16 protein-coding genes are annotated in these 22,102 nt (G+C 46.1%); 14 read left to right on the top strand and 2 right to left on the bottom strand.

Annotated features, from left to right (window positions below):
• Nucleotides 1-15: 15 nt before the first annotated feature.
• The 7 genes from AKL11_RS04720 to AKL11_RS04690 all read left to right on the top strand — a co-directional run bounded on the left by AKL11_RS04720 (nucleotide 16) and on the right by AKL11_RS04690 (nucleotide 11,954).
• A complete protein-coding gene (locus AKL11_RS04720; RefSeq protein WP_095210186.1) occupies nucleotides 16-1,401 on the top strand; it encodes a DUF1329 domain-containing protein in 1,386 nt (461 codons plus the stop codon).
• Between the two features lie 109 nt (nucleotides 1,402-1,510).
• A complete protein-coding gene (locus tag AKL11_RS04715; protein ID WP_067515485.1) occupies nucleotides 1,511-3,427 on the top strand; it encodes an outer membrane protein assembly factor BamB family protein in 1,917 nt (638 codons plus the stop codon).
• Nucleotides 3,428-3,572: 145 nt separating this feature from the next.
• Nucleotides 3,573-4,568, top strand: coding sequence for a BMP family lipoprotein (locus tag AKL11_RS04710; RefSeq protein WP_067515484.1), 996 nt, complete (start codon nucleotides 3,573-3,575; stop codon nucleotides 4,566-4,568).
• An 88-nt stretch (nucleotides 4,569-4,656) separates the two neighbouring features.
• A complete protein-coding gene (locus AKL11_RS04705; RefSeq protein ID WP_067515483.1) occupies nucleotides 4,657-6,234 on the top strand; it encodes an ABC transporter ATP-binding protein in 1,578 nt (525 codons plus the stop codon).
• On the top strand, nucleotides 6,231-7,343 hold the full coding sequence (locus AKL11_RS04700) for an ABC transporter permease subunit (RefSeq protein ID WP_067515482.1): 1,113 nt from the start codon (nucleotides 6,231-6,233) through the stop codon (nucleotides 7,341-7,343). The genes AKL11_RS04705 and AKL11_RS04700 overlap by 4 nt, the downstream gene beginning before the upstream one ends.
• 2 nt (nucleotides 7,344-7,345) lie before the next feature.
• The gene (locus AKL11_RS04695; RefSeq protein WP_067515481.1) at nucleotides 7,346-8,320 is read left to right on the top strand and encodes an ABC transporter permease; all 975 of its coding nucleotides are present in this window, start codon (nucleotides 7,346-7,348) and stop codon (nucleotides 8,318-8,320) included.
• 460 nt (nucleotides 8,321-8,780) lie between these two features.
• Nucleotides 8,781-11,954, top strand: a complete 3,174-nt coding sequence (locus tag AKL11_RS04690) for a hypothetical protein (protein WP_067515480.1) — start codon at nucleotides 8,781-8,783, stop codon at nucleotides 11,952-11,954.
• Nucleotides 11,955-11,975: 21 nt separating this feature from the next.
• Here the strand turns inward: AKL11_RS04690 and AKL11_RS04685 are convergent, their stop codons facing one another.
• Both AKL11_RS04685 and AKL11_RS04680 read right to left on the bottom strand, forming a co-directional pair.
• On the bottom strand, nucleotides 11,976-14,300 hold the full coding sequence (locus AKL11_RS04685; RefSeq protein WP_067515479.1) for an efflux RND transporter permease subunit: 2,325 nt from the start codon (nucleotides 14,298-14,300) through the stop codon (nucleotides 11,976-11,978).
• Nucleotides 14,301-14,362: 62 nt separating this feature from the next.
• A complete protein-coding gene (locus AKL11_RS04680) occupies nucleotides 14,363-15,376 on the bottom strand; it encodes a WD40/YVTN/BNR-like repeat-containing protein (RefSeq protein WP_095210185.1) in 1,014 nt (337 codons plus the stop codon).
• Between the two features lie 254 nt (nucleotides 15,377-15,630).
• Between AKL11_RS04680 and miaA the strand changes: the two genes are divergently transcribed.
• The 7 genes from miaA (at nucleotide 15,631) to AKL11_RS04645 (ending at nucleotide 22,062) form a co-directional block, all read left to right on the top strand.
• On the top strand, nucleotides 15,631-16,581 hold the full coding sequence (gene miaA / locus AKL11_RS04675) for a tRNA (adenosine(37)-N6)-dimethylallyltransferase MiaA (protein ID WP_067515478.1): 951 nt from the start codon (nucleotides 15,631-15,633) through the stop codon (nucleotides 16,579-16,581).
• Nucleotides 16,582-17,001: 420 nt separating this feature from the next.
• Nucleotides 17,002-17,244 carry an RNA chaperone Hfq gene (gene hfq / locus AKL11_RS04670; protein WP_067515477.1) on the top strand — a complete coding sequence of 81 codons (243 nt, stop codon included), beginning with the start codon at nucleotides 17,002-17,004 and terminating at the stop codon, nucleotides 17,242-17,244.
• A gap of 233 nt (nucleotides 17,245-17,477) precedes the next feature.
• Nucleotides 17,478-18,773 (top strand): ribosome rescue GTPase HflX, encoded by a 1,296-nt coding sequence (hflX, locus tag AKL11_RS04665; RefSeq protein ID WP_067515476.1) that lies wholly within the window; start codon nucleotides 17,478-17,480, stop codon nucleotides 18,771-18,773.
• A 194-nt stretch (nucleotides 18,774-18,967) separates the two neighbouring features.
• Nucleotides 18,968-19,456 (top strand): bacteriohemerythrin, encoded by a 489-nt coding sequence (locus tag AKL11_RS04660; RefSeq protein ID WP_095210184.1) that lies wholly within the window; start codon nucleotides 18,968-18,970, stop codon nucleotides 19,454-19,456.
• Nucleotides 19,457-19,743: 287 nt separating this feature from the next.
• Nucleotides 19,744-20,913 (top strand): FtsH protease activity modulator HflK, encoded by a 1,170-nt coding sequence (gene hflK / locus AKL11_RS04655; protein ID WP_067515474.1) that lies wholly within the window; start codon nucleotides 19,744-19,746, stop codon nucleotides 20,911-20,913.
• The gene (gene hflC / locus AKL11_RS04650) at nucleotides 20,910-21,776 is read left to right on the top strand and encodes a protease modulator HflC (protein ID WP_067515473.1); all 867 of its coding nucleotides are present in this window, start codon (nucleotides 20,910-20,912) and stop codon (nucleotides 21,774-21,776) included. The genes hflK and hflC overlap by 4 nt, the downstream gene beginning before the upstream one ends.
• An 85-nt stretch (nucleotides 21,777-21,861) precedes the next feature.
• Entirely contained in the window at nucleotides 21,862-22,062 is a 201-nt protein-coding gene (locus tag AKL11_RS04645; protein WP_067515472.1) for a DUF2065 domain-containing protein, read from the top strand.
• Nucleotides 22,063-22,102 lie beyond the last annotated feature (40 nt).

Raw genomic sequence — 22,102 nt, 5'->3', positions numbered from 1 at the left:
TCGGGGAACATAATAATGAAAACTAAAAACCTGATACCTGAAAACACAATATCTCAACGCTCAGCAGCAAAAAGCCTGGCTTTCAGCGCATTGTTGGCCATGACACCTATGGCCATGCAGGCGCAAGCTGATACCGAATTATTGGGCAGTAGTCTGACACCGGTGGGCGCAGAAAAAGCGGGCAATACTGACGGTACCATACCTGAATGGACTGGTGGTTTATCACCGGACCAAGGGGTTCTGCAGTCTGATGGTTCAATGGATAATCCATTCAAAAATGATGCTGTGCAATTCACGATCACAGCAAAAAACCTTGATAAGTATCGTAACCGACTCTCCGATGGGCAGATTGCCATGTTTGAGCGTCATCCAGACACTTATAAAATGAACGTCTACCCAACCCGGCGCAGTGCCAGTTATCCCGAAGCTTACTATCAAGCCACAAAGACCAACCCAGAAAAAGTCCAGTTGACCGATAATGGCAATGGATTAAACCAACTGGTCAATGGCGTTCCTTTTCCAACCCCGACAACGGGCATTGAAGTGATCTGGAACCATATGCTGCGCTATCGCGGTGACAGCATCACCTTGCCATTGTCGCAGGTGGTGGCAGAAGCCAGTGGTCGATACAAGGAAGTGACCAAAGAAACGGTCTGGCACTTTGCACCCAGCATTACCGATGCTGGAGACAACAAGAACCTGCTGTTTTTCTATAAATCCAAAGTACTGTCACCTGTGAGACTGGCGGGTGAAGTGACTCTGGTGCATGAACCCATTAATCAGGTAGAAGAACCTCGGAGAGCGTGGAAATATTTGCCTGGTCAGCGTCGTGTACGTCGGGCACCGAATGTCGCTTACGACAACCCAGCCAGCGGAACGGATAACCTGAAAACAGCTGATAACTCAGATATGTTCAATGGCGCGCCAGATCGTTATGAGTGGACGTTGATTGGCAAAAAAGAGTTGTACATTCCTTATAACAGCTATGCCCTCTACGACAAAAATCTCACCAATGATGACATTATTCGCCCAGGACACATCAACCCTGATCTGGTTCGCTATGAACTCCATAGAGTTTGGGAAGTGGAAGCCACATTGAAAGAAGGCGAGCGTCATGTATACAGCAAGCGAACCTTCTACGTTGATGAAGATACCTGGCAGGCGTCCATCGTCGATCATTACGATAGTCGAAATCAACTGTGGAGAATGGGGGAAGCGCACGCCATTCAGTACAATCCAAAGCAGGTACCCTGGCTGGTGAATGAGGTTTTCTATGACCTGAATTCCGGTCGCTATGTGACCAATGGCCTGGCCAACGCCATTAAAGAGCCTCTTGAATTTGGTGTTATGGCCAGCAAGTCTGAGTACACACCGGCTGCTATACGTCGCTGGGGTAAATAAACTTTACTGACTATCTGAGCGCAGCACTGTGGGAGCATGAGTGCTGCGCACCTCTAATTTGTACTTTTATTGTTTCCAATAAAAGACACCATAATAAAAAGAACACTTTATGAAAAAGTCTCTGTTTTTCACCGGCTCACTGGTTGCAGTCCTGGGTGCTGGTGGTTTTTATTTAAGCGGCCATCTTAAAATGCCCAAAGTGTATGAGGTTGCCGATGTCAGCCAATGGCGGCCAGACTCTCCACGTCATGCACTGCCGGTTCATCCGGTTCTTGGTATAAACGACACTTTTCGATCGTTGCATGGCAGCACTCGAAACTCTGATGAAGTGCTGATCGCAACCGCCCCGAAAGTAGAGCTGGATTGGGTGGCTGAAGAGCATTTGTTTATTGCTGAAGGCCCTTCCATTGATCGTGAAGGAAATCTTTATTTCAGCCCAATTGCTCCGTCTGAATCTGTGGTGCTGGTCAGTCTGGATAAAGACACAGGAGAACGACGCTGGGCAATTCCGGGAAAACCCATGTCCGCCGGCGGTGGAACACCTCTGGTTCTGGACGATCCTGATAACCCCGGAGAACAGATTATTTATCTGACGCTGTATGAGCGTGCGCTGGCGGTTAAACCCGATGGCACGATTCTCTGGGACGTAGAAACCGGGATCAGGGAGCCGGTTGTAAAGTCAGGCGACAAGCGCTCAGCTCATAATTTTGGGGCTAATTATCATCCGCAGTCCGATACTATTGTTGGGATTGTGGAAGACGGCAAAGTCGTTGTATTGGATCGTAAAACCGGTGCTCCCATGTTAAGTGAGCCGTTTGTTATCCCTGGCGCTCCTGCAAAAGGCGATAACTCGACAAGACCGGGAGAGTGGCTGACTGAGCGCACCGATGAAAAACTCAAAGAAGTATTTGGTGAAGACCCTGCGGTTGGTGGTCGTTTCAGCCGTGTGCTCGATATTCTGGGTGGCCGTAATGTCAAAATTGCCAACTACTTTTCCATCAATCCGGAATCTGGCCGCATGATGGTTGCCGCCACAGCGCCTGATGAGAAAGATGGCACCGTTGATGGTGCATCCGAAAATGGAGCACTGTATGGCATCGATATGCAACCAGATGGCTCTGGAAAATATCGTCTATCAGTAACAAAAAGTGCGTTCTTCAAAGGTGGCACTGGCTCGACACCGGCTATTCGTGCAGATGGCAAGAGAGTGTATGTATCAGACGACAATGGAAATGTGATTGCCTTTGATATGAAGCTCAATAAACTCTGGCAGCAATCGGTCGGTGAACAGATTTTAGCGTCCATCACCGTGGCCAGTGAAAATAATGAGTTGTACGCCATCACTGCCGGAGCGCTGTTCAAGCTAAAGGATAATGGTGATTCTGGTGAGTTGGTTTGGGCAGCGGATCTGGATATGTTTCCGGAAAAGGCCGGGCATAAAAATATGAATCTGCTGACTGCATCTGTCACTGCTAACGGTATAGCTGTGGTGTTGGGGGGCGGTTTTGAAAAAGGCGCCTTCAGAATGCCGATATCCATTGGTGTTGGATTACTGGATCGTGATACTGGAAAAGTGATTTCTTATGCGCCCGGGATTGAAGAATCCGTATCAACGACAACGGTCGGCCCCGATGGTGGTTACTACCTTGCTCATTCACCTATTCGCCGCGCAGTGAGCAGCGCACTGTTTGGTCCCCTGATCGACCCGATGACTGGCGGTATTTCTCGCTACAAACCTGTTCAGAATGATGTTCTGTTGAGAGATACGGTTTGTGCTGCCAGCATTCGTTTGGAAAATGCATCGCAATATATAGATAGTCATCCACTGTCCAGTGATGCGGATGTGATTCAGGCAGAAGTGTTATTGCGGCAGGCAGACCTTGTTTTGGAAAATGCACTAATTGAAGGCGTCATGAATGAAAAAGAAAGAGACGCTTTGAAGCTTCCCATCAATAGCATTGATACAAAGAATGTTCACTTCGCTATGAATCAAACAAAAAGCCTTTGTGATCAGTTGAAAGGCTAACCCTCCCCAAAAGAGCTGTCTTTGTTGAGATAGCTCTTTATTTCTCGATTACAAACCATTGCTTACTTAAGCAGGATGCTTTAAAACTGATTCTTGATGCAGTTTTCTAATCATAATAAATAAAATGCTCAGGAAAAGAATAGCCATGAAAAAAAGCATAATGGCCATTGCCGGCTTGGTGATCGGCTTATCCATCATCACGGCTCAAGCCGCCCTCAAGCCTTCTGTTATATACGACATGGGCGGTAAGTTTGATAAATCCTTTAACCAAGCCTCCTACAACGGTGCCGAACAGTACCTGAAAGATACGGGTATAAAATACGCTGATTTTGAGATCAAGAATGAAGCTCAGCGTGAGCAGGTTATGTTGCGTATGGCTCAGCGTGGTCACTCTCCTATCGTTGTTGCTGGTTTTCAGCAAGCGCCCGTTGTTGAGCGGGTTGCCAAGAAATTCCCTGACACCAAGTTTGTCTTGATTGATGCGGTGGTTGATCTTCCTAATGTACGCTCCGTTGTCTTCAAAGAGCAGGAAGGTTCTTTTCTGGTGGGTGCTCTGGCGGCCCTGAAAAGTAAAACCGATACGGTCAGCTTTATCGGTGGTATGGATATTCCGCTGATTCGTAAGTTTGCCTGCGGCTATGAGCAGGGTGCGAAGTATGTGAATATTGACGTTAAAGTCCTTCAGAATATGACGGGCACTACACCCGCCGCCTGGAATGATCCGGCAAAAGGTTCTGAATTGGCTCGTGCGCAGTTCGATCAAGGGGCTGATGTCGTTTATGGCGCTGCTGGTGGAACCGGTGTTGGTATCAATCAGGCCGCAGTGGATTCCGGCAAGCTCGCTATCGGCGTGGATTCGAACCAGAACTATATGCACCCGGGCACAATGCTGACTTCCATGGTCAAACGTGTAGACGTTGCCGTGTACAAAGCTTTTGAAGACGTCGCCAATGATAATTTTACTTCTGGACTGCAGGTGCTCGGTTTGAAAGAAGAAGGTGTTGATTGGGCTCTGGATGAGTTCAACCAGCCGCTGTTGGACGAAACGGTGGTTGCTCAGATTAACAGCCTCAAACAGGAAATTATTGACGGCAAAATCAGTGTACATAACTGGGAAGACACCCAGTCCTGCACTTACTGATTAATGGTCAGTTAATATAACTCGCGCAGCACGGGCTTATTTAGCTCGCGCTGCGCTGTTGTAAATAATAAAAAACCTGCGTGCTTCTATGCCAACACCTGCCATCTCCCTTAAACGAATCAATAAACGCTTCGGCCCGGTCTGGGCTAACCGGGATATTGATTTAACCGTTATGCCCGGCACTATTCACGGAATTGTCGGCGAAAACGGCGCCGGTAAATCCACTCTTATGTCCATTCTCTATGGTTTCTACACAGCAGATTCCGGCGAGATAGCGATCAATGGCAAGCCTCTCTCTATTCAAAGTAGCCAACAGGCTATTGATGCTGGCATTGGCATGGTGCATCAGCATTTTATGCTGGTGGAGACATTTTCAGTTCTGGAAAATGTCTTGTTAGGTGCGGAAGAACAATCATTACTGAGCAAAGTGTTAAACCATGGTCGTAAAGCTTTACAACGTATTGGTAAAGCCCATGGTATGGAGGTCGACCCAGACGCGATCGTTGGTGAATTACCGGTTGGCATGCAGCAGCGTGTTGAAATATTGAAGGCTCTGTATCGCGGTGCTCGTATTCTGATTCTTGATGAGCCGACGGGCGTATTGACACCTCAGGAAGCGGATCGCTTATTTGAGATTCTTGATCAGTTGCGCAGCAATGGCGTAACCATATTGTTGATAACCCACAAGCTCCGGGAAATCATGCATATCTGCGATCAGGTTTCCGTGATGCGGCAAGGGGAAATGGTCGCTCATCGACGTATAGTGGAGACATCAACTGATGAATTAGCCAACCTAATGGTTGGGCGCAAGGTTGGGTTGACGGAAAACAAGCCTTCAGCACAGATTGGCGAAGCCCGATTAACCGCCTCCGGTGTTCATTACACAGATAGCCGCGGTATCGAACGACTGCACAACATCCATCTTGAGCTAAGGTCGGGAGAAATTCTCGGTGTCGCGGGTGTTGCAGGGAATGGTCAGTCGGAGCTATTAAACATTCTCAGTGGTGCGATTACTCCGCATGAGGGTGAGCTCCATCTTCTTACCTCAAAAGGTGAACAAACGCTTTTAGCAAACGAGAGCAGAGATGCCCGTTTGTTCCGGCAGTTGGGTGTCGGGCATGTGCCGGAAGATCGTTTAAAGCAAGGTCTGGTGCCCAATTTTTCCGCCAGTTACAACGCCATTCTTGGTTATGAAAATGATGCTAAATATGGACAACATTTGTTGTCTACAGACAATGTCGTAGCGGACACTAAGACGATGATGGCGTCGTTTGATGTGCGGCCAGCTATTCCTGAATTGAAAACCGCTAACTTTTCTGGTGGTAATCAACAAAAGCTAATTATTGCCCGGGAGATGATGCGTCAGCCTGACATTTTGATTGTTGGGCAGCCAACCCGTGGTGTGGATATTGGTGCTATTGAGTTTATTCATCAACAGTTAATCAAGGCTCGGGATGAAGGTGCTGCTGTGTTGCTGGTGTCCGTTGAATTGGAAGAAATTCTTGCGCTCTCTGATCGGATTATTGTGATGGTTGATGGTCGTATATCCGGTGAGGTAATGCCCAGTCAGACCAATGAGCAGGAGTTAGGTCTGCTAATGTCTAATGCCGCCAGCACTATCAGGGAAACATTAGAAGTCACCCTGCCGGAGGAGGTTTCTCCATGAGTCGTGTGAATGTTCAGGAGGTGCCAAGGTGGCTGACATCGGTGGTTATTCCATTGTTGCAGCTGGCACTGGCATTAATGGTTTCCAGCCTGGTGGTGTTGATTGTTGGAGAAAATCCGATAGAGGCCTTCCGGGTGATGGTTCAGGGAGCGCTGAATCTGGAATTTGGTGGATTGCACAACACGCTCTATTACGCCACGAATTTTATCTTTACAGGGCTTGCGGTGGCTGTCGCTTTTCATGCAGGGATGTTCAATATCGGTGGTGAAGGTCAGGCCTATCTGGGTGGATTGGGCGTTACTATTATTGCCCTGTCGTTAGATCACCTTCTGCCCATGTGGCTGATGGCGCCTTTGGTGATTCTTGCTGCAGCACTGTTTGGTGCTCTCTGGGGAGTGATTCCGGGAATATTACAGGCAAAACGCGGCGCTCATATTGTTGTGACCACCATCATGTTCAATTTTATTGCAGCAGCATTCATGAGTTATTTGCTGGTGAGTATCATTGCGCCATTGTCTGGTGAGGCGACGGACAGTCGTTACTTTGCATCCAGTGCTGTTTTTCCAAAATGGCATGAGCTGTTTGAGGGTGCCGCTTTCAGTTTACTGAACCCTACTCTGCTCATCGCTCTGATTTGTGCGGTCATGGTCTGGGTTTTGATTTGGCGAACACGTTTGGGGTATGCGATTCGTGTTATGGGGCAGAATCCTTCTGCGGCTGAATATGCAGGCATCAATGCTAAAAAGATCATCATTATTACCATGGCCATTTCTGGTGCTCTTGCGGGCATGATGGCTGTGAACGAAGTGTATGGCGCCCATAGTCGTTTGATTCTGAATTACACCAATGGCTTTGGTTTTATCGGTATCGCCGTGGCATTAATGGGGAGAAATCATCCGATTGGTGTCGTTTTAGCGGCTTTGTTGTTTGGTGCTTTGTATCAGGGCGGCACGGAGTTGCAATTTGAAATGCCAGGGCTGAACCCGGAACTGATTCTAGTGATACAAGGTCTGGTGATTTTCTTTACCGGTGCTCTTGAGCGTTTGGTGCGTAACCCAATAGAAGCGCTCTATACATCAACCCGTGCAAATCTGCAGGCAGGAGGCTGATCATGGACGCATTAAGTTGGGTTTACTCCTCAATGGATTCCAGTCTTCGCTTGGCAGTACCTCTGGTATTTGCTGCTCTAGGCGGTATCTATGCAGAGCGTTCCGGCATTGTGGATATTGGTTTGGAAGGAAAAATGCTGATGGCTGCTTTTGCAGCGGCGGCGACCAGTGCGCTCACCGGTTCGCCCATGTTGGGATTGGTTTCTGCTGTATTGAGTTCGGTGTTAATGGCAATGATGCACGGCTTTGCGGTGATCACCTGGCGTGGAGATCAGATTATATCCGGACTGGCGATTAACTTTTTTGCATCCGGTTTAACGGTGACTATTGGGCATGCGTTGTTTGATATGGGCGGGCAAACACCAACCCTGTCTAACGATCAGCGATTCAATGCTCTTGAATGGCTTGGTGCGCAATGGATGGCAGAGCATGTTCCGGTATTGGGCAGTTTTTACCATGATGTGATTTCAGGGCATAACGTGCTGGTCTATCTGTCTTTTTTATTGGTGCCTGTTGCGGCTTTTGTCCTTTTTAAAACGCGTTTTGGCCTGCGGGTTAGAGCCATGGGTGAAGAGCCAAAAGCGGCAGATACGGCAGGTATTTCGGTCAGTAAAGTACGCTATCAGGCATTGATCATTACTGGCGTCATGTGTGGTTTCGCTGGTGCGTATCTGTCGATAGCTCAGAATGCGGCTTTTGTGCGAGAGATGACCGCAGGCCAAGGATACATTGCACTGGCTGCGGTGATTCTAGGCAAGTGGCGTCCCGTGGGTGCAATGTTAGGTTGTTTGTTGTTTGGTGTGTTGTCGGCCATGGAAACACGGCTACAGAGTGTTGAATTACCAATCGTAGGTGAGTTGCCAACTCAATTGTTTTCCGCGTTGCCTTATATTTTAACTGTCGTTTTATTGGCTGGATTTATTGGACGCTCTATAGCGCCTAAAGCCATTGGGCAGCCTTATATCAAAGAGCGGTAAAGGGTATGTCTTTCTTCATGGTTATGACGCCATTTGCATTATATGGTGTCATAGTCGTGTGAATATATATTTTCTGAGCTTTCAGAAATCATGATGTTTTGTCAAAGTCTGGTTGGTCACTATGATTTTGACGCTTCTGGCTTTTGCTCTCTATTTAGATAGGGAAAAATCGTACCCGGATAATTTCTTTAACTCCACCAGAGTTGTCTCTCATCGTTAGACGATACCATCCAGTCTGATAATCATTCTTTTGCCTTGTTATGACCTGTGACCCGCCTCCCCACATAAAATCTGATGTTTTAAAATTGCACACATTAAAGCGAGATGAATGCTTTATGAGTCGTACGTGATTATTGCACCAATGAAAAAAAGCACTACTTTGAACTGAAGCTAAATCAACTTTATAAAAATAGAAGTTAATTTTTCTGAATGATAAAACGAATATGTTTGGAGAATACATATGTCGGTTTCTGGAGTGGGTGGGAATGTAAATCTTTATGCAGGAAAAACAAGTAATGATTCTGTCGATGAGATTAATTTTGATTCAAGGGGGAACGTTAAGATAGAACAGTTTGCTGAGAAGGCGCTTCGTAATGGTGAGCATGAATTACATTATAAAAATATTATGGAGAGAGATATAAGCTCACTTTATGAAAGGCTATTCGTAAAGAGACTTGATAAGCATCGTACCGAGATATTACGAAGAAGTCGTGATTTAAAAATGCCAAGTAAGAAGGTTGAAACTAAGGACAATATGCGGCGTGATCATCAGATGGATTTAGGGGTTTTGACGTCTAAAATGAAATTAATCAACGAGCAGTCGTCAAAGCTTAAACCGTATATAAAGCCTAATTTTGATAAAGAAGTGATTTCTGATTTTGATGATTTTTATTGTGTGGATCAAGATGAAGAGTATCAAAATATGCGGAAGAATATTGATGACGTTATTGAGATGTATTTTAAGATGGATGATTATTTTTCTAAATTTAAGGCTAGTGGAGGAGGCTTGAAAATATCAGGCCCAAGGTCGTTGGTTTGCGATGGTAATGAAACGGTGGTTGGTCTAGTTCCGGGTAAAACTAAAAATGGAAAACTGCATATAGAGAAGTTAATGGATAACTCGATTATATATTTAATGTCTATATGTCTTGATAAAAATAGAACTCAATTATTTGATAGTGCTTCAGATGAACAGAAGGAAAAGGTGTGTCGAGTTTTATTCTCTTATTTTTTGGATTTGCTGCAATTTCTAGTTAGGCTAAAAGCTGTATCTAAGGAGCTTAAGGAAGATTTTAAATATGATGAAGAGCTTCCTGATACTGCAGACCAGTTCTTTAGATTTGCTTTTGATTCAGTTTCTCATTTAAGAGAAGGTGCATGGGTGAAAAATATCGCTCCTCTAATTACAGGATGTGGCGATTATGTTCTTGCAGTTATGGACTATCATGGGCTGGAAATGAAGGATCTTTCTGATTTGCTGGTTAGAATAATTATTTCCGTTACTCTTGGTCATTGTGATGACGCTTTGAAATGTTGTGATCTTCTAAAGGGTTTGTTACTTCAGGGAGCATATCAGGATGAGAACAGTAAGGTGCTGGCTATGTTGCCAAAAATAGTTGGCATTATGAGTGATCACAATCTCGTGCCTAGTGAAAAATATAAATGTCATCTTGATTTTAATACTGTGCTTGCGCAGCTGGAAGAGCTATTTCAGTTTTTATTAAAGAAAACACCTTTGGCGGATAGCGAATTCCTTTCCGTTGGTTCTGGATTCTGTGCACGAACCGTTATATATAGGCATTATTTTGAGTGCTTGGAACGTGACTACTACTCGTATCAGAGAATAGCTGAAAATTTGATTAGCTCGGAAGAACTGAATAAAGAGAAAAAACGCGTGTCTGGAAAAATCCCAAGAAAAGTCCATGGCAAAAGTAAACGTATTATGGAAAAACGCAGGAAAAACATGAAGGAGCTAAAAATCTCCAATACGCCTGATAAAAAGGAATCTTATGTTCAAATTGGTATTTATAAATGGTATTTAAGGAACTTTGATAAAGTAGATATAGCAGCTGTTCTGAATCATGCGAGAGTTGAGTTAAATGAAAATAAAGGACGATTGTCTTTACATCAGGAGGCAGAGTTCAGATATTCTGTCTGCGATATTGTATATCATTCGTTTATGCTGCTCCTTAGTAGTTGTAATAGATTTGATGAGGCTAGGGTTTATGCTGCAGGAAGATACCTCAATGTGGATTATAAATATGATAAAAAAAAGGAGGCTGAATTTAAAGAAGCTATTGTCGCTTATACAGAGTTGAAGGTATTAATTCTCAAGTTTCTGGAGGGTATAATTACTGAGGTTTCCAGTTGTCTGGAATTTTTTAAAAATGCATCGCTGTCATCTGAAGAGCAGAAAGGTATGAGTAGGGAGGTTTTTAAACATGATGTTTCAATAAGAAGTAAGCTAAGAGTTTTTCTGAAACAGGCTGCTGATTTAGCTTATCTTTATAAGTTAAGAGGTGATGAATATGTAAATAAAGTAATGAAACCAGGTAGTAATAAAGAATATAATCGGTGGGTTAAGCATTGCTGTCATTTACTGGGCTCTGATGTTGGATATATCGAGAGGTTGGTTGATGAGAGGTTAAGAGATCATGATTCCAAAAGTGAAGGAAACGTGATTGTTACTCCTAATTATTCTAATTCAGTGTCAACAGATAGGGGATTCGGTAAAATTTTAAGTTTTTCTGTGGATGCTATGAAAATGCCATGCCTCCTTTCTATAGGGGATGTAATAAAAGATAGAATCAATAAATATTTTTTTGTTGATTTGTTAAGAATAATTCAATCTGATGATGACTGTGTATTCGTTGGTTCGTTTTCAAGCTTTTTGCTTGGTGAAAGTGCTGGCTTTAATGATATTGATGTTAGGTGTTCGCTAAATAGCCATCAGAAGATAACTGCTTTATTAAAAGGTATATTGGGATTCTACGGTTATAAGATGGACGAGTATGAACGGAAGGCAATATATTGTTTGAATATGCCATTAGTTAAAGTCTGTAAGTTTACTTCTGAGAATGATATGTCTAAATTTTTTGAAGTAGATTTCAATATAATGGATTTTGAAAATGATTTTTTAAAAGGCTCTGTCAGAGTTTCAATAAAGGATGATGTAAATGATGAGGTCATTTCATTCCAGTGCTCAAGTATATTTAATTCGTCTGCACAAATGAAATATAGTCTTTCATTGCTTTTAGATTACCTAAGGTCTTCAGAAGATGAAATTCTCTCTCTTGATATATCTCGAACCATTATTTTCAATAGAAGAGCGGATACTAACGGAAAGGTATATCAACTAATGATGAGGGCGCTGATGTCATATGACAAAGGCATCACTTATGCTTCAAGACTATTAAATTCCAAGTCATCCTATAAAATTGACGATCTGAATAAAGAGATTTCAGATGATATCTTTGGTTTATGTGAGCAATTGCACCAACATCTCTTGAGATCAACATATTTTGCAGGATTTGTTGACGAAATTGACCGTTGGATAACCAGTTATCACCCTCCCTACGGACTAAAAGAGTACGTGGAAAAGCTCAGAACATTGCTGATTCCGAACAAGCAGTAATGCTCTGTTTTTCCAAATTGATCAACAGAATGATTTTTTCTGTTTGTGCATAAAGCAGACCAGTGCTGGTAACAGCCAGATGGCACCTATCATATTCCAAACAAACATAAAGGTGAGCAGGATACCCATATCCGCCTGAAACTTGAGTGGTGAGAGTATCCAGGTGCCAACACCGATCGCCAGCGTTAAGCCGGTGAACGTAACAGCTTTTCCGGTGATCTGCAGAGTTTTGTGATAAGCCTCTTGCAATGGCATACCTTGTTTAAGGAAACTATCTAAACGGCTATAGATGTATATTCCGTAATCCACACCAATGCCGACCCCCAGCGCAATAACCGGTAATGTTGCAACTTTGACACCAATACCCAATGCCGCCATCAATGCCTGACAAAGCACAGACGTCAGCATCAGGGGAACCACGATGCAGATCACGGCTTTGAAAGAGCGGAAAGTCAGCAATACAAGGATGCAAACCACGGCATAGACCCAGATTTTCATCTCTGTTTGAGCTGTATCAATCACTTCGTTGGTGGCTGCGGCGATGCCGGCATTACCCGTTGCCAATCGGAACTGAAATTGTTCGTTGTCGTATTTCTCTGCGAATGCTTTACTGGCATCCACTATCCGCTCAAGAGTTTCTGCTTTGTGATCATCAAGAAATACGATGACCGGCGCCATGGAGCAGTCAGAATTATAAAGAGATGAAGCACTGGCGATTGAACCATTCAGCACATAAGCATTGCGTGAAAGGGTCTGCCACTTCGGGTTGCCTTCGTTAAGCCCTTTGATCATTTGCTTGGAGAAAGTCACCATGGAAATGGCTTGTTGCACACCTTCTACATTTTCCATCTCCCACATATAACGATCCATGGCATCCATTACTGGATATGATGAACATTGGTCAGGAGCGCTGGTGACCATCATTACAAAAAGGTCTGAGCTGGTGGAGTAATTGCTGGTAAGGAAGTGGTTATCTCGATTGTAGCGTGAATCCGGGTGGAATTCTGGTGCGCCCGGATCAAGGTCACCCACTTTCAAATCCTGAGATTGGTAGAAACCAAAACCGAAACCGGCGATGGCGATCAGCAGAGATACTCGTGCTACCTTTGGAGTCGAAAAATTAGACAGCAACTGCCATATACCACCGGTAACTTTCTGGTTGGCCTGAATTCTGGCAATGGCTTTTGTACCTGTACCCAGATAAGAGATTAATACTGGCAGAAGTACCAGGTTGGTAATGATGATGGCTGCGACACCAATACTGGCAGTCACCGCCAGATCACGAATCACCTGAATATCAATGACCAGAAGCGTCAGAAAACCGATGGCATCGGATAACAGTGCAATCATCCCCGGAATAATCAGTGCCCGGAATGCACGACGAGCGGCACCTACTTTGTCAATGCCAGAAGCTGCCTCTATACCCGTGCTGTTAATAATCTGCACACCATGGCTGACCCCGATGGCAAATATCAAAAAAGGTACCAGCACTGAGTAAAGATCAAGCCCGAAGCCCAGGGACGCCAATAGGCCAATTTGCCAGACTACCGCGACCAGAGAGGTTACCAGCGGTACCAGAGTGCTGCGCCAGCACCGTGAGTAAAGGTAAAGCAGTATCAAGGTAATAAAGACCGCTGCGCCAAAAAAAACGACAATGGCTTTCACGCCTTCAAAGAGATCACCAAATACCTTGGCAATACCGACAATATGCAGGCTAACGCCTTCCGCCTTGTATTGTTCCCGCAAATTTTCCAATTCCGCAGAAAGGGCAGCGTAATCCAGCGTTTCGCCAGTGGTTGGATCTTTTTCCAGCAAGGGTGCGCTGATAATGCTGGACTGAAAATTATTGGCGACAATCTGGCCAACCTGACCGGAGCGCAGAATATTTCTGCGGAGATCTTCCAGGCTTTCAGGGCTACCGTCGTAGGTTTGGGGAATGACCGGGCCGCCTTCAAATCCCTCCTCAGTGACTTCTGTCCAGCGTACATTGGGTGTCCATAGGGATTTTACGCCGGCACGATCTACTCCGGAAAGAAAGAAAATATCGTCGCCGATGTTCTTCAGGCTCTCCATGTACTCGCGGTCAAAGATATCGCCTCTATCATTTTTCACTGCGATACGAAGGGTGTTTCCAGAGCCAGAGCGCTCCATATATTGGAACATGTTCTGGATAAACGGATGTTCCATAGGAATCATTTTTTGAAAGCTGGCATCGATGCGCAGTCCGGTGACCATTTTCCAGCTTAAGAGAACAGTGGCGAACAGAATCAACAGGCAAACCAGTGGACGGTTAGTGAAAATAATCCTTTCCAGCCTGTGCTGCAGTGTGGATAAGTCAGACGACATGGCTTCGACCTTGATAATGATTTTTGTTGTTATCTTTTAAAGACGGACGACGACTAGTTTTGTCAGATGCTATCCAGTCTATGAATGCCGCCTTGCCCTACTGCGATGAGTTGGCCCAGTGCGTTTTCGGCCAGAGCATTCAACAGCTGTCGGTTACTTCTGTTAGTGGCTAACCACGCTTCTGATTGACTCTCTTTGACAATTGCGCCGGCATTGCCCACAAGAACGGCCTGACCATTGTTAAGTATGGTGGAGCCAAACAGCGTTTCCTGAAGGTTGGTGGAAATGGGTTGCCAGTTGTCGCCTTTGTCGGTGCTGAGAAAAGCATTACCACGAAGGCCGAAGACCATGACCCGTTTTTTATCAGCGGAAACACCAAACAGACTGCCCTGATAAATACTGTCAAGACGATTCCAGTTGTCTCCGTTGTCGCTGGAATGGAAGATTAAACCGGTTTCACCTACTAAATAGACATTGCCTTCGCCATCTCCGGCGATGGCGTTGTAATGAAAGCCGTCTTCGTTATCCAGATCGTAAGTGCGATCAGTCCAGCTTTTACCGCCATCATCCGTAGAAAGCAGGGTGCCAAAAGCGCCAACGGCGATGCCACGGGTTTCATTCTCAAACCAGACATCGAGCAAAGGGGCCTCAAGGGTGCGGTCTTCATAAACGATGCGCCATGAATTACCGGCATCGACAGTTTTTAAAATCAAAGCGTCATGGCCAACGGCATAGCCGGTTGACGAGGAAGGAAAGTAAACGGCAGTGAGCATTTGTTGTGTCGGTACTTTTGCCTGTTGCCATTGTGATCCGTGGTCGTCGGAATAAAGTATATGACCACGGTCGCCTACGGTGATCAGGCGAACAGATTCGGGCACGAGGGCAATGTCTAATAGCAGTGACTGACTCGCCATATCACTGATAATGGCGTATTCCGTTTCAGACGCTTGAGCGGTAGATACGTTGGTAAAGAGAAGCCCGCAGAAGGCAGCAAACAACGAGAGTAAACGACGATAAAATGCTGGGTAACACCGGTTCGGCGTCAGGGCTTGATAATTACCAGGGACTGAGATCATTGTTACAGCATGCCTCTTTGGTTTTTCTTATTATTTTGCAGAATCAAGTTCTGATCGTCCGGAGTTAGAGCGAGAGCGTACAGTCTGGCAGTGAAAAAGGCTTTCCCTAAAGCGCCATATTCTGTGCTGATCCCGCAAAGTTGATGATTATTAAACGCCTGGCTGACATCGTCTCGGGATATTTTCCGGTAACCGACGGTCTACATCTTCCTATACAATAACGGTTTTCAAGAATTCTGGGTAATTTCGGCTAAATGACCACATTTGAGGAAAAACGGCTTCCTCCTGCTGTCTTCTTAATGGGCCCTACGGCTTCGGGTAAAACCGACCTTGCTGTGGCGCTCAGCAAATCGTATCCATTTGAGATAATCAGTGTTGATTCAGCCCTCATATACAAGGGAATGGATATTGGCACCGCAAAGCCCGAGCCCGACGTGCTGGCGGATGCGCCTCACCATTTGATTGATATTCTGGATCCATCAGAAGCCTATTCTGCAGCGGACTTTCGTCAGGATGCGATTGCCTTGATGACGGATATCACGAAACGGGGCCGCATACCTTTACTGGTGGGCGGCACCATGATGTACTTTAAAGTGCTTCGTGATGGTATGGCATCCATGCCTTCGGCGGATGATCGTGTTCGACAGGCCTTATTGAATACGGCAGAAGAAAAAGGTTGGGCGTTTTTGCATCAGCAATTGGTGGATGTCGACCCGAAAGCCGCTCAGCGCATTAAACCGACAGACACTCAGCGACTTCAACGGGCGCTGGAGGTTTATGAATTAACGGGCAAACCGCTGAGCCAGTGGCACCAAGAGCAGGATGAGCAAAAACTGCCCTGGGACATTACCAGCCTTGCGCTGGCTCCGGAAGATCGCGCTGTGCTCCATGAGCGAATTGCATTGCGGTTTCGACTTATGCTGGAAAATGGCTTTCTGGATGAGGCAAAAGCGTTGTATGCGCGTGGTGATTTAAGCGTCAACATGCCAGCTGTTCGTTCTGTTGGTTACCGTCAGGTATGGTCGTATCTAGATGGGGAACTTTCGTACGAAGAAATGGTCGAAAGAGGAATCATCGCAACAAGGCAGCTGGCAAAACGACAGTTGACCTGGCTGCGAGGGTGGCCGGATGTTCATTGGCTTGATACCTTATCGCCTAATCTTGAAAGCGATGCCTTGAAAGTTTTGGGTAACGTCCTCATATAGGTCTGACGTATTTATACCCATCGCCTTTCAGGTTGCTACTTTGTTGGCTGTGTGCGCTCACCCCGATCACCTACTCGCTGTAGGCTCACGGGGCTTCGCTTACTTGCCGCCGCGTAGCAACTTGAAATCCTTCGGGTATATAACCTGCTGGCAAGCAAAGCCTATCGGGTTTTTGAACGAAGTTAGTCTGAAGGCTTTTACAAAATAGTACATTGGTGCACGTAATAGTTCCTGCAGGACTGACGGGAGTAGCTAGTATTACTTATTGAGTACGATGTGGGGTTAGCTTAATGTGAGTCGGCTTTCTACAGGCTGTACACTTATTAAACAATTAGTACTGGCACAGCCGGTATAGCGGATAGTCCTCCCCCAGAGTGAAACTAGGCTATTCAAAACTCGAGAATTAAAAGGAGTACAGAAATGTCAAAAGGGCATTCTCTACAAGACCCTTACCTGAATGTGCTGCGCAAAGAGCGTGTGCCAGTTTCTATTTACCTGGTTAATGGTATTAAGCTTCAGGGACAGATTGAATCATTTGACCAGTTCGTGATTCTTCTTAAGAACACAGTCAGCCAGATGGTGTACAAGCACGCTGTTTCTACTGTGGTTCCTAGCCGTCCGGTTCGTCTGCCAATGCAGGGTACCGAAGGCGAGCAAGAGTAAAGCTTGAAAAACAGCATCTTGCTTTTTGCATCTTGAAGGCGCTTAATGCGCCTTTAGTTGTTTCTGCTATATCAGTTTGCGAATAAATATTGTGTCTCTTAATGCTGCAAAACCCCTGAGCCTTGGCTTCCATGCCCTTTGATATTGGGTATTTATTCCCACGCATAGTATGGGAACAAGAAGGGATAGCGCGGCATTCTCATTTTACTGACATGGTTGTTTAGGAGTTATGCTTGTTTTTTGATCGCCATGAGGGTGGTGAAACCGCAGTTCTGGTTCATATCGATGTGAACGATGAGCGCAAGCGGGAAGATCCCCAGGAATTCATGGAGCTGGTTCGCTCCGCCGGTGTTGAGTCTGCCGCCTTCATCTCTACGACTTGCAAGCATCCTACTCCTCGTTTCTTTATTGGCCCTGGCAAGGTGCAGGAAATTCGTGAGCTAGTGGTTCTGCACGATGTGGATGTTGTGCTGTTTAACCATGCGCTGTCCCCCAGCCAGGAACGAAATCTCGAAAAAGAATTTCAGTGTCGTGTAGTGGATCGCACCGGCCTGATTCTCGATATTTTTGCCCAGCGTGCCCGGACCTTTGAGGGTAAACTGCAGGTTGAACTGGCGCAGCTTCAGCACACGAGTACACGACTGGTTCGTGGCTGGACGCACCTGGAAAGACAAAAAGGCGGTATTGGTCTTCGTGGTCCTGGTGAAACTCAGCTGGAAACCGACCGTCGACTACTGCGGGTTCGTATCAAAAGTATCCTCCGTCGACTGGATAAAGTCCGTAAGCAACGTGAGCAAGGCCGTCGTTCCCGAGTAAGAGCAGAAGTGCCTCAGGTTGCACTGGTGGGTTACACCAACGCCGGTAAATCGACGCTCTTCAACCGCATGACTGAATCGGTGGTGTATGCCGCAGATCAGCTATTTGCCACACTGGACCCGACACTACGAAGAATTGAGCTTGAGGATATTGGGCCGGCTGTTCTGGCGGATACGGTTGGATTTATAAGGCACTTGCCGCATAAGTTGGTGGAAGCATTTCGAGCGACTTTGGAAGAAACCCGGCAATCCGATCTTCTGATCCATGTGATCGACAGCCATGATCCTGAGCGTTTGGATAATATCGATCAGGTTGAGTCAGTGCTGAAAGAGATCGATGCCAACGAAGTCCCGATGCTGGAGGTTTATAACAAAATTGACCTGCTGCAGGGTGTTGAGCCGAAAATCCAGCGGAATGATCAAGGGCGCCCGGTGCGTGTCTGGGTTTCTGCAGTCACCGGTGCTGGCACTGATTTATTGTTGGATGCCATCAAAGAGTTGCTCTCTGACGATATGTTGGAGGGAGAGTTAACCTTGAAACCGGCTCAAGGCCGGGCTCGTGCGAGGTTGTACAAACTGGGCGCCATTCAGTCTGAAGGTTATTCGGAGACTGGCGACATTGTGTTGCACATCCGCGTATCCCGACCAGATTATGATCGCATTGCCAAGCAGGAAGGTTTGGCGGATGACTGCTTCTCTTCATCGTTAGCTTGAAAACCCTTTCAAAATATTGATCTGTATCAATGCTGGTGGGAATCATTCCCGTCAGTATTGTGCATACCAATCTCATCTGCTTTAAAAACCCACCATTTGCTACCGTGAATTGTCACTTAACGACGATTGTTGTGTATGTAATGAGTAAATAATGCAGAGAGACTTATCAGAATAAATAGAAATAGGGTATCAAAATGGCGAGTATGAATGCGGCAGAAGTGCAGGCAGATATCGAAGAATTATTTCCCTGGTCGGACAAGTTTTGCATCGGCATCGAAGAAATTGATGCCCAGCATCGTGTGCTGGTGGATTTGCTGAATGAGTTGCACCGCGCCATTCACGAACATCACGGCTCTGAAGCCGCCACGGAAATTCTAGGTCGTCTGGTGGAATATACACGGATCCATTTTGCCGTCGAAGAAGCGCTGATGCGGGTTCTGGACTACCCAGATTATGAAGAGCACAAAAAGCACCACGGTCAATTAATCGAACAAGTTAACGGTCTCCATCAGCGTGTTGTGGATGGCCAGCACGTCACCTTTGAGCTTCTGCACTTTTTAAGAGTCTGGCTGAGTAAACATATTCTTGAAGAAGATCGTGAATATGTACCCTTTATGCTCTCCAAAGGTGTGGCCGCAAGCTATAAAAAACGCAGCTGGCTGGATCGTATCTTTGATTCATAAAGTTGAATTGTAAAGAAGTGTTGTTTCGGTCTTTACTAATTCGGCTTGCGCTATTCGCTATCCAAACCCTACAATCTGGCTTCAGGTAGTGCCTTTTAAAGTGCGTTCAGCTTGAACGCAATTATAAGGTACACTATGAGTTCTGGCGGTACTGGTTCATTGCATTTTCAACCCCTCTGTGGTGGAGTGAATGTCGATGACGGGCGATTTTGTCTTGCGCGATCGTCTGTAGAAGCTAGGGATGCGCGACCAATATTCAATTAGATACTGACTCTACGGAGACATATATGGCCTGGAACGAGCCGGGTGGAAATAACCAGGATCCATGGGGCGGTGGTAACAAAGGCGATAAGCAGGGACCACCGGACCTGGATGATGCTTTTCGTAAATTTCAGGATAAACTGAACGGAATGTTCGGTGGAGGCCGAAAAGGCAGCTCCGGCGGCGGTGGCGCTCAAAGCGGTTCGTCTTCTGGAATGTTCATCGGCATTTTGATTCTGGCGGCAATCGCTTATCTGTGGAATGCCGTCTATACCGTGGATGAAAAAGAGCAGGCCGTCATTCTCCGTTTTGGTGAATACCACTCTACTGTTGGTGCTGGTTTGCACATGTACTTTCCTCCAATTGAACAAAAGTTTCAGGAGCGTGTGACGGAACTGCGTACCTACAATCTTCTCCAGCAGATGCTGACTGAAGACGAAAACATTGTAGAAGTCTCCATGTCCGTTCAGTACAACATTGATAACATCCAGGATTACGTGCTGAATGTTGCCAAGCCACTGGTCAGCCTTGAAGAGGCGACTCAGAGCGCATTGCGTCATGTAGTGGGTGGTTCTGAAATGTATCAGGTACTGACCGAAGGCCGTGAGGTCATGGGTGTTGAAGTGCGTGAACGTTTGCAGGCATACCTGAATAACTACGGCTCTGGTCTGAATGTGGCCAAGGTCAACATCGAAAGTGCGCATCCTCCCAAGGAAGTGCAGGCGGCGTTTGACGATGTAATTCGTGCCCGTGAGGACGAAGAGCGTGCCAAGAACAAGGCTCAGGTTTACGCCAATAAGGTGGTTCCTGAAGCCCGTGGTCAGGCTCAGCGTATCATCGAAAACTCCAATGGTTACCGTGATGAGGTTGTGTCACGTTCTGAAGGTGAAGCTGATCGTTTCGTGAAGCTGCTAACCGAGTACAAGCGTGCACCGGATGTAACCCGTGAGCGTCTGTATATTGAAACCATTGAGGAAGTGCTGAGTAAATCCAACAAGGTTCTGGTGGATGTTGAAGGTGGAAATAACATGATGTACCTGCCACTGGACAAGATTATGCAGTCCAGCAGCAACAGCGCCATGCCATCCAAACAGTTGTCTACTCAGGATTTGAATGAGATTACTAACCGGGTGACGGAAGAATTGAACAAGCGCGTGAATAGTTCACGGGCCAGTGGGGGGAGGGTTAGCCGATGAGTCAGAAAGCCTTCACTGGACTGATTATCGCCGTAGTGGCCGTTATATTGGCTTGGGGTAGTCTGTTTGTTATCTCCGAACGGGAGAGAGCGGTTCAATTGCGTTTCGGACAGGTAGTGCGCGACACCATTCCGCCTGGCCTGCACGTGAAAATTCCTCTGATCGACAAGGTTAAGGTATTTGATGGACGTCTGCAGACGTTGGATGTGCCATCTGAACGATTCCTGACCCTTGAGCAGAAAGCGGTTATTGTGGATTCCTACATCAAGTGGCGTATTCACAACGTGTACAACTTCTATCGTGCAACTGCCGGTGATGTATTCCGTGCCAGTAATCTGCTTGCCCAGCGTGCAGAATCCAGCATGCGTAACCAGTTTGGTAGCCTGACTCTGAACGAGGTGGTTTCCGGACAGCGTGACGAAATGATGGATGAGCTGACCAAGTCGCTGAATACAGTGGCTCAGGAAGAGCTGGGTGTGAGCGTGATGGACGTTCGTATCAAACGTATCGATCTACCGCCTCAGGTAAGCGACTCCGTGTTTGAACGTATGTCTTCCGAGCGTGAAAAAGAAGCTCAGGACTATCGTTCACGTGGTCAGGAAATGGCCGAAGGTATCATGGCTAATGCTGACCGTGAGAAGCGGGTGCTGCTGGCTGATGCATACCGTCAGTCTGAGATTATCCGAGGTGATGGTGACGCGAAGTCTGCTGAGATTTATGCGGCAGCTTACAAGAAGGATCCAGAGTTCTATTCTTTCTATCGTAGCCTTCAGGCTTACAAAGAAAGTTTTGGCGAAAGCGGCAATATCATGCTGATTGAGCCAAAAGGTGACTTCTTCCGCTACTTTAATCAGGATAAGTAAGCACAAGATTGTGCTGTTAGTCTGAAAAAACCGTGGTAGTATTACCAAAACCGGGCCCCGCCCGGTTTTTTCGTGTGAGGGCTGTGTGGAAATAGACTTTATACAGCAGTTGCTGATCGCATTGAGCCTGATGCTGGTGATTGAAGGTATAGTGCCTTTTCTTTATCCCCAGCGCTGGCGTCAATTGGTGAGCAGGCTTTCAGAAATTGATGACAGGCAACTTAGAATAGGCGGCCTTGTCAGTATGCTGGTTGGTGTTGGTCTGCTCTACCTTATAAATGGTTAATGCTAAATCTGTTAACCCTGTAGGTCGGTAATCCAAAGGA

The sequence above is a fragment of the Endozoicomonas ascidiicola genome, assembly GCF_001646945.1.
In the GTDB taxonomy this organism is placed as follows: Bacteria; Pseudomonadota; Gammaproteobacteria; order Pseudomonadales; family Endozoicomonadaceae; genus Endozoicomonas; species Endozoicomonas ascidiicola.
This window is presented reverse-complemented; position numbering and strand designations above follow the sequence as displayed.